Source organism: Pseudomonas syringae pv. coryli str. NCPPB 4273 (genome assembly GCF_000972175.1).
Taxonomy (GTDB): domain Bacteria; phylum Pseudomonadota; class Gammaproteobacteria; order Pseudomonadales; family Pseudomonadaceae; genus Aquipseudomonas; species Aquipseudomonas syringae.
The window spans coordinates 72,681-80,145 of the sequence record NZ_AWQP01000014.1 but is presented as its reverse complement, the minus strand read 5'-3'; the positions used below and the strand labels follow the sequence as shown (position 1 = coordinate 80,145).

Below are 7,465 nucleotides of genomic sequence, written 5' to 3'. Positions count from 1 at the left end.
TCAAGCAGAAGACGGCATACGAGATACATCGGTGACTGGAGTTCAGACGTGTGCTCTTCCGATCTATGCGCAGCCACTTTTCGTTCAGAGCCTAGGCTCTGTACGAAAAGTGGCTGCGCTCGGTGATGCTTCGTTAAAAACAGGCTCGGAATGCTCATTTACAACACGTAGACTCCGCTTCCTCGCCTGTTTTTGCCTCGCCTGACCTTCGCTCGCCGACTTTTCGTACAGAGCCTAGTGCGCACATGTTTCGAAATTAAGAATGTGGACGATTAAGAGTGTCAAAAAACGATTCTGTTGCAATACCGGCAAAAAAAATCGTCTGACAAGCAGAGAAAATGTCAAAAAATCGTCGAAAGAGGAGTCATCAGACCGACTGTTTGCCTGGCAACAGCCATTCAACAGACCGCTGTCAGATCAACATCACGGACATCGGAAAACCGCGTAAAGCCCCGGAATTCAAGCACTCTGGTGTTTGGCATAGAGCGTGCAATATTCCTGTTGTGAATTTCACGCCCTGCGAACTGCCTGTTTTGGAATATATCAATCGGTCGCTGCGGCTCTAGTTTTCCTGACCTGGACGCCACTATGCCACAACCCCCCGTTTCTTTTCGGTTGTTGTCTCCCCGCACGCTGATTCGCTGGATGGCGAGCACCTGTGTATTGGCGTTGAGCCTCCACGGCGCGGTGCAGGCCGCCGAGGCCGTACCTGCCGAAATCCGTCTGGACTATGCCTACTATTCGCCGGTCAGCCTGGCGCTCAAGCATTTTGGCTGGCTGGAGAAAGCCCTGCCGGAGGCGAAAGTCACCTGGGTGTTGAGCCAGGGCAGCAACCGCTCGCTGGAGTACCTGAACAGTGGCAGCGTCGACTTCGCTTCGTCGGCCAGCCTGTCTGCGGTGCTGGCCCGGGCCAACGGCAGCCCGATCAAGTCGGTGTATGTCTACAGCCGGGCGGAATGGACAGCACTGGTGGTGCGCAAGGATTCTCCCCTGCAATCGGTTGCCGAGCTCAAAGGCAAGAAAATAGCCGCCACCAAAGGCACCGATCCTTATCTGTTCACCTTGCGCGCGCTGCAGAAGGCCGGGCTGAAAAAGGATGATGTCGAGCTGCTGCACCTGCAGCATCCCGATGGGCGCACAGCCCTTGAAAAAGGTGACGTAGATGCCTGGGCAGGGCTTGACCCGCACATGGCGGCCAGTGAAATACAGTCCGGCTCGCGCCTGCTTTACCGCAACAAGGACTTCAACAGCTATGGCGTACTGAGCGTCACGGAAACCTACGCCAAGGAACACCCACAGGCGATCAGGACAGTATTGAGCGCTTATGAACAAGCCCGGGAATGGGCAGTAAAAAACCCTGATGAGCTGGCCAGTCTGCTGGCGACCGAGTCGGGCCTGCCGCTGGAAGTCGCCAGGCTGCAATTGACCCGCACAGACTTGAGCAGCCCGCAACTGAGTGCGAAAGACGTGGAGGCGTCCAAGGCCGCAGCGCCGATTCTGGTCGCGGAGGACCTGGTGCGCAAAGGCGTCAATGTCGAACAGGTCATCGATCAACTGATCACGCCTGAGTTCTCCAAAGCCGTGATCGCCACTCCATGACCAGCCGCAACAAGTCGTTGCCTGCCTCAGCGCAGGCAACAGTGCCGGACAAGGCGCAACCAACGCTTTGGCAGCGCTACAGAACACCACTCAAGGGGCTGGTAGTGCCGGCAGTGATCATCGTCCTGCTGGAAATTATCGTCCGCATCGGCTGGCTGCCTGCCTATCAGATGCCAGCGCCCAGCGAGATCGTTCTGACTCTGCGTGACCTGGCAGACGGTGCGTTGTGGAAGCACATCAGTGCCAGTCTGTTGCGTGTACTCAGCGGCTTTGTGATTGGCGCGAGCCTGGCCCTGGTGTTTGCCGCGTGGGTGGGGCTCAGTCGTGAGGCAGAGGCGTATCTGGAGCCGACATTCGCCGGCCTTCGCTCCATTCCGAGCCTGGCGTGGGTGCCGCTTCTGCTGCTATGGCTGGGCATTGGCGAGACATCGAAAATCGTGCTGATTGCCATTGGAGCGTTCTTTCCGGTCTATCTCAACGGCGTGGCCGCGATTCGAGGCATTGACCGAAAGCTGGTGGAAGTCGGCCAGATGTATGGCTTGAGCCGCTATCGCCTGACCCGGCGCATTCTTCTGCCCGCCGCCCTGCCCGGCCTGTTTACCGGTTTGCGCAGCGGCATGAGCCTGTCGTGGATGTTTCTGGTGGCCGCCGAGCTGATCGCGGCCACCAAAGGCCTGGGCTACCTGCTCAGTGACGGGCGCGAAACCTCGCGCCCGGACATCGTGCTGGCGGCCATCATCGTTCTGGCGACACTGGGCAAACTCAGCGACGGCCTGTTGGCAAGTCTGGAAAAACGCTTCCTGGCCTGGCGCGACACATTCAACGGGCAAAGCCGTGAGGGTTGATAGATGCCGGAATCACTGATGGATATACGCGTCGAGCACAAGGCGTTCGCGGGCAATACCGTGCTGCACGGCATCGATCTGTCGCTGCAATCAGGTGAAATCGTCAGCCTGCTGGGCCCCAGCGGCTGCGGCAAAAGCACGCTGCTGAGGATTGTCGCCGGACTGGAGCAGGATTTTCGTGGTTCGGTGCAGCGTATTCAGGGCGAAGTGGCGTTCGTGTTTCAAGAGCCGCGCCTGATGCCCTGGCTGACCGTCGCACAGAACATCGGTTTCAGTGACGATGACCGCTACGACCGCCACTGGGTCGGTCAATTGATCGAAGAAGTAGGCCTGTCCGGTTTTGCCGACGCCTTGCCCAAAGCACTGTCAGGGGGCATGGCCCAGCGTGTGGCCATCGCGCGCGGCCTGTACTCGCACCCAGCGGTGTTGCTGCTGGATGAGCCGTTCAGCGCAGTCGATGCGTTTACCCGGATGAAGCTTCAGGACTTGCTGCTGCAACTGGCTGCGCGCCATGCCATCACCCTATTGCTGGTGACCCATGATGTCGACGAGGCGTTGTACCTGAGCGACCGCGTGCTGGTGATGGGCAGCCGCCCCGGCACAATCACCCACGACTTGCCGGTCCGGCTGCAGGCACCCAGGGATCGTCGCGATCCGCTGCTGGCCCGGTTGAAGGCTCAGGCGCTGACCGAACTGCAGCAGGCTCATGTCATTTGAACAGCGTTACCTGCCGGCCCTGAATGTGTCCCAGAGCTTCTCGCGAAAAGAATTGATAGTGTCCGGGACCTGAGACATCACGAACAGGCGGCTCAGCATGTCGGCGTCCGGGTACACCGTGGTGTCGGTCCACAGGCCCGGGCCGATCAGCGCGTCTGCCTTTTCATTGCCATTGGCGTAATGCACGGTATTGGTGATGTTGGCGATCACTTCGGGGCGCAGCAGGTAATTCAGGAACGCGTAGGCGCCCTTGGTATCGGTGGCGTCAGCCGGGATGGCGACCATGTCGAACCACATGGGCGCGCCCTCCTTCGGAACGACATAATCGATGGTGAAGCCGTTGCCTTCTTTCTGCGCCTGCTCCTGAGCCTGGGAAATATCCCCGGAATAGCCCACCGCGACACAAATCCTGCCCTTCGCGAGGTCGGCGATGTAATCGGCAGAGCTGAAATTGCGTATGTACGGCCGTACGCTGTCCAGTACCGCCTTTGCCTGACGATAGTCGTCAGGTACTTCGCTGTGCGGCGGCAAGCCAAGGTAATTCAGGGTGATCGGCAGAAGAGCCGGTGCGCTGTCGAGAAATACGACACCGCATTGGGCAAGCTTTTTCATGTTTTCCGGCTTGAGCACCAGATCCCAGGAATCGAGCGGTGCATCCTTGCCGAGGATGGCCTTGACCTTGGCTGAGTCATAGCCGATGCCGGTGCTGCCCCACAGATAGGGGAAACCATGCTGGTTACCGGGGTCACTGCCCTCCAGCGCCTTGAGCAGGACCGGGTTGAGGTTTTTCCAGTTGGGCAACTGTCGCTTGTCGAGGGTTTTGAGCAGCCCGCTCTGGATTTGTCGTCCCATGAAATGAATAGACGGAAAAACCACATCGTGACCGGAGTGACCCGCCAGCAGTTTTGCGTTCAGCGCCTCGTTGGTTTCAAAGGTTTCGTAAGTGGTCTTGAAACCGGTGGCGGCTTCGAAATTCTTCAGGGTGTCCGGCGCTATATAGTCCGTCCAGTTGTAAATATTGACCGTCTCCGCCGCATGGCTGGTCGAGGCCAGCAACACCAGTGCGGCAAGGGATTTTCTCAGCATGTGCGGTTCCTCGGGTCAATAGCGACAGCTTGCCCCAGACCCGGCACGAAAACCATCTTCGTCACGGCAAATTCAGTCCATTGAAGGACTTGCGGCAGCGGCTCTGCAAATGCATGGAGCGTGCCCATTAATACCTTCTAATGACACGGGTCATATAATTGATTTTTTTGTGCTGCGTCATAAAAAATTTTTCCAGAACGGCGCTGGCAAATGCTATTTTCAGTATTCGTCAGACCGCTCAGCGATCCTGCTGGAAAGCAACTTGACCGACCGATGATGCGTACTGCTGGTCATCGTCTCGTCATCATGGCTTTACCGGACGCATTCTGGCTGTCTGCCTACCCATTGGAGCAAGGGAAGTGCTCGATTGATTCAGGTGGGCCATCGTCATGACTAAAGTCACATTCCCCAATGCATGCCAACTGATGCGCTGGCACTTCCACCCCGTGGGCTTTGAAGCCTCGATGGATGCGCCAGGGAGCATGATTGCGCGACTTTTCGACCGTGCCAGCGGTGAAACCGTGGTCGCCATTGCCGGCCTGCCCTGTTCTACGGTGATGAATGCCGCAGACGTGGAGCGCATCATCGAAGCCATCGAGGATGAGCTGGAGTTATTCGGCACTCATCATACGCAACGACAGATCGCCGGTTTTATCTGACATGAACGCCTCAGACAGCACGAACCCTGTTGCGCAGGTCTTCGAAGAAAGGCTTGTCGCGGGCAATCCTGTCTGACGCCTTGGGCATCTGAACTGCGTCTCCCGAACTGGCGCTTTCATCGATATACCAATAACAGTGCCGCGCCGAACGAGTAATGGCGACATAGGCCAGACGCAAGACTTCATCCTTCTGTGCTGTATCGAATGGCTGAAGATCATTCGCATCACCCAGCCCTGCCAAGCGGTAAACCTGATTCTTGTAGGGCGAGACGGTCAGATGCTGACAATCGCCCAGCAAAAATACGGCATCCGCCTGCAAGCCTTTGGAACTGTGGTAGGTGAGCGTTCTGATGCGGCGATTCTGCGCGCCATTTGCCGAATCAGCGTCGATCAATGCCTGCAGACGCGCCGAGAAGCGCGCCTTCTCGCTGCCCTTGCGGTACAGCAGCAGGATCGAGTCGCCATCGTGGTAATGCTCGGCGACCCGCTCGGCAAGCTCGTCCTCATCGCGATCCAGTACCTTGACCGGTAGCAGCTCCTGAAGCAGGCCACTGGCGCGGGCCTTCTTGCCCGGTATAGCCGGGGCCGCACGGACGATGTGCTCGGCGGCGTCGATGATGTGCTGATGACTGCGGAAGTTGTCACTGAGCATGACCCTGGTGGTCGCCGGGGATGAAAACTCCTTTGCGAACTCCATGAAGTACTTCGGCGAACTGCCGCGCCAGCCGTAGATCGATTGCCAATCGTCACCGACACAGAGCAGCGATGAGTGCTGAGCGATGCGGCCTGTGTGCAATGCCGGACCACGACGCCTGATTTCGCGCAGGCTGGCGCGTAACCATGAAACGATCTGCGGCGAGACGTCCTGGAACTCGTCGATCATCAAATGCGCCAAGGGTCTGAGCATCGGATCACTGACGTGCTTGAGATTCTCGGGTGACGTTTCGCCGAACAAGGCAAACATGCGGTTGTAGGTCATGATCGGCGGCGATTGAGCCAGCAGGTGCGTTTCGAAGGCTTTCCAGAACAGGCTGAGCGCTTCGAAGAAGAAACGGTCCGGGTCATCGCTGGCAAAACTCATCTCGGACACGGCGCTCGGCACATCCAGCCCGAGGTTCTCGATAAAGCTGGCAGCCGTGACAAAACAGTCCAGCAAGGGTGCCGCACCGAGTTCACCCTTGACCCGGTAATCGAATCCAGGCCCCGCGACGGCATCCCCCGCCAGGGATTGCAAAACCTCTTTGGCCGACTGGTAGTTATCCATCCATATCAATGGTTTACTGCAGAAAGCTTGAAACAGGGTGCGCTTTATAACGCCCTCTGCCCATACCGGCAGCTTGGCGCCCGGGCGCTTGAGTTGCTGATCCTCACTGGCGTCCAGACCCAGCACGACCCAGGCATCCAGCTCGGCGATATAGCCGTGAAAATAAAACGAAAAACCATTTATTTCAACAGCTTGGCGCATGGGCTCAATGCCCTTTATAGGCCAGGCGCCGGCGCGAATCCATAGATCTTCAACGGTATCGCACCACTCTTCATCGCGTTTCGAGGACAGCTCGGTCACCGCGACCCGTTTCTGCACATCAGGGTGATCGCGATCCAGTTCCTTGAGCTGCAATGCATGGCGATACAGCGGCGCCATGACTTCGCGAAAACGCTCGCTACCGGCGTACAGATCGCGGTAGCAGAGATTGAGTTGCTGGCGCTGCGCATCGTTGATCCGCAAGTCGAAGGGGTTGCTGTCCGCCTCTTCCAGGCCGAAAGACTGACTGCTCAGGTTCTCGAACGCGCGCATCTGCTCAAAACCGGGCAGGCTGCGCACCAGAGGCAGAATGCGCGAATGGAAGGTGCGTACCACCTCGCGCGCCTGCTTTTGCTCCAGCGCATGCCCCCACAGGGCCATGACATCGATCAGTTTGCTGATGAAGTCCTTGCGCGACTCACGGGTGAAGGTCACCACCGTCATGGCGTTCAGTTCGAAGCCCAGGTAGTGGTGCAGCAGCAGAATCCGCAGGACCAGCGACGTGGATTTGCCTGCACCCGCCCCGGCAATCACGTAGGTAGACGGCGTATCGCTGAAAATCATCTTCCACTGCGCCGCGCTGGGCTGGGCATGTGCGGGGAGTTTTTCGGCGACATCGGCCTTGATGCGCTTTTTCAGTTCAGGTGTGAGCGCCAATCGCCAGTCATCGAACAGATGATCGTCGACCTTGGGGCCACGATGCCGGGCTGGCCGGGTATCGCTGATGACCAGCACCTGACGGCCCGACTCCTGGCCATCCAGATAACCCTCTTCATAGCCTTCACGCACGCCTTCGATGTGGCCGTTCAGATAACCGTCGGCATGCCCCTGCGACCATGAGGGCGCGTGCTGCGAGCGCAGTCCGGTAAGACCACGCCCCATCAGCCGCGCCAACAGGCGTCGAAAAAACGGCAATTGCCGGGGCGGTACAAGGTCGACATCCAGGTCATGGGGAAGCGCAGAAGGCAGGTCGTCAGGCACGCAGACTCCGGTGGTGGGCTCGCAGGCGAAAAGGTGGCCTATGGTGGCCGGATTTT

The 7,465-nt window shown here is 58.3% G+C and carries 6 protein-coding genes; 4 read left to right on the top strand and 2 right to left on the bottom strand.

What is annotated here, in order from left to right; translation table 11 throughout:
• Nucleotides 1-588 precede the first annotated feature (588 nt).
• Genes P406_RS07565 through P406_RS07555 form a run of 3 tightly spaced genes read left to right on the top strand, consistent with a single transcriptional unit; the run spans nt 589 to nt 3,161 of the window.
• Nucleotides 589-1,599 (top strand): aliphatic sulfonate ABC transporter substrate-binding protein, encoded by a 1,011-nt coding sequence (locus tag P406_RS07565; protein WP_046235849.1) that lies wholly within the window; start codon nt 589-591, stop codon nt 1,597-1,599.
• Nucleotides 1,596-2,444 (top strand): ABC transporter permease, encoded by an 849-nt coding sequence (locus P406_RS07560; RefSeq protein ID WP_046235848.1) that lies wholly within the window; start codon nt 1,596-1,598, stop codon nt 2,442-2,444. The genes P406_RS07565 and P406_RS07560 overlap by 4 nt, the downstream gene beginning before the upstream one ends.
• Before the next feature lie 3 nt (nt 2,445-2,447).
• Nucleotides 2,448-3,161, top strand: coding sequence for an ABC transporter ATP-binding protein (locus tag P406_RS07555; RefSeq protein WP_046235847.1), 714 nt, complete (start codon nt 2,448-2,450; stop codon nt 3,159-3,161).
• Nucleotides 3,162-3,167: 6 nt separating this feature from the next.
• On the opposite strand, the gene P406_RS07550 is transcribed toward P406_RS07555, so the two are convergent.
• Entirely contained in the window at nt 3,168-4,247 is a 1,080-nt protein-coding gene (locus P406_RS07550; RefSeq protein WP_003416537.1) for a polyamine ABC transporter substrate-binding protein, read from the bottom strand.
• Nucleotides 4,248-4,636: 389 nt separating this feature from the next.
• On the opposite strand from P406_RS07550, the gene P406_RS07545 reads away from it, so the two are divergent.
• A complete protein-coding gene (locus P406_RS07545) occupies nt 4,637-4,906 on the top strand; it encodes a DUF1652 domain-containing protein (protein WP_046235846.1) in 270 nt (89 codons plus the stop codon).
• Between the two features lie 10 nt (nt 4,907-4,916).
• Here P406_RS07545 and P406_RS07540 read toward each other — a convergent pair whose 3' ends face one another.
• On the bottom strand, nt 4,917-7,409 hold the full coding sequence (locus tag P406_RS07540; RefSeq protein ID WP_046235845.1) for a UvrD-helicase domain-containing protein: 2,493 nt from the start codon (nt 7,407-7,409) through the stop codon (nt 4,917-4,919).
• Nucleotides 7,410-7,465 lie beyond the last annotated feature (56 nt).

Bases quoted from the DNA above. Each gene is read 5' to 3' on its own strand.
- P406_RS07565 (WP_046235849.1), top strand. From the start codon at position 589: ATGCCACAACCCCCCGTTTCTTTTCGGTTGTTGTCTCCCCGCACGCTG.
- P406_RS07560 (WP_046235848.1), top strand. From the start codon at position 1,596: ATGACCAGCCGCAACAAGTCGTTGCCTGCCTCAGCGCAGGCAACAGTG.
- P406_RS07555 (WP_046235847.1), top strand. From the start codon at position 2,448: ATGCCGGAATCACTGATGGATATACGCGTCGAGCACAAGGCGTTCGCG.
- P406_RS07550 (WP_003416537.1), bottom strand. From the start codon at position 4,247: ATGCTGAGAAAATCCCTTGCCGCACTGGTGTTGCTGGCCTCGACCAGC.
- P406_RS07545 (WP_046235846.1), top strand. From the start codon at position 4,637: ATGACTAAAGTCACATTCCCCAATGCATGCCAACTGATGCGCTGGCAC.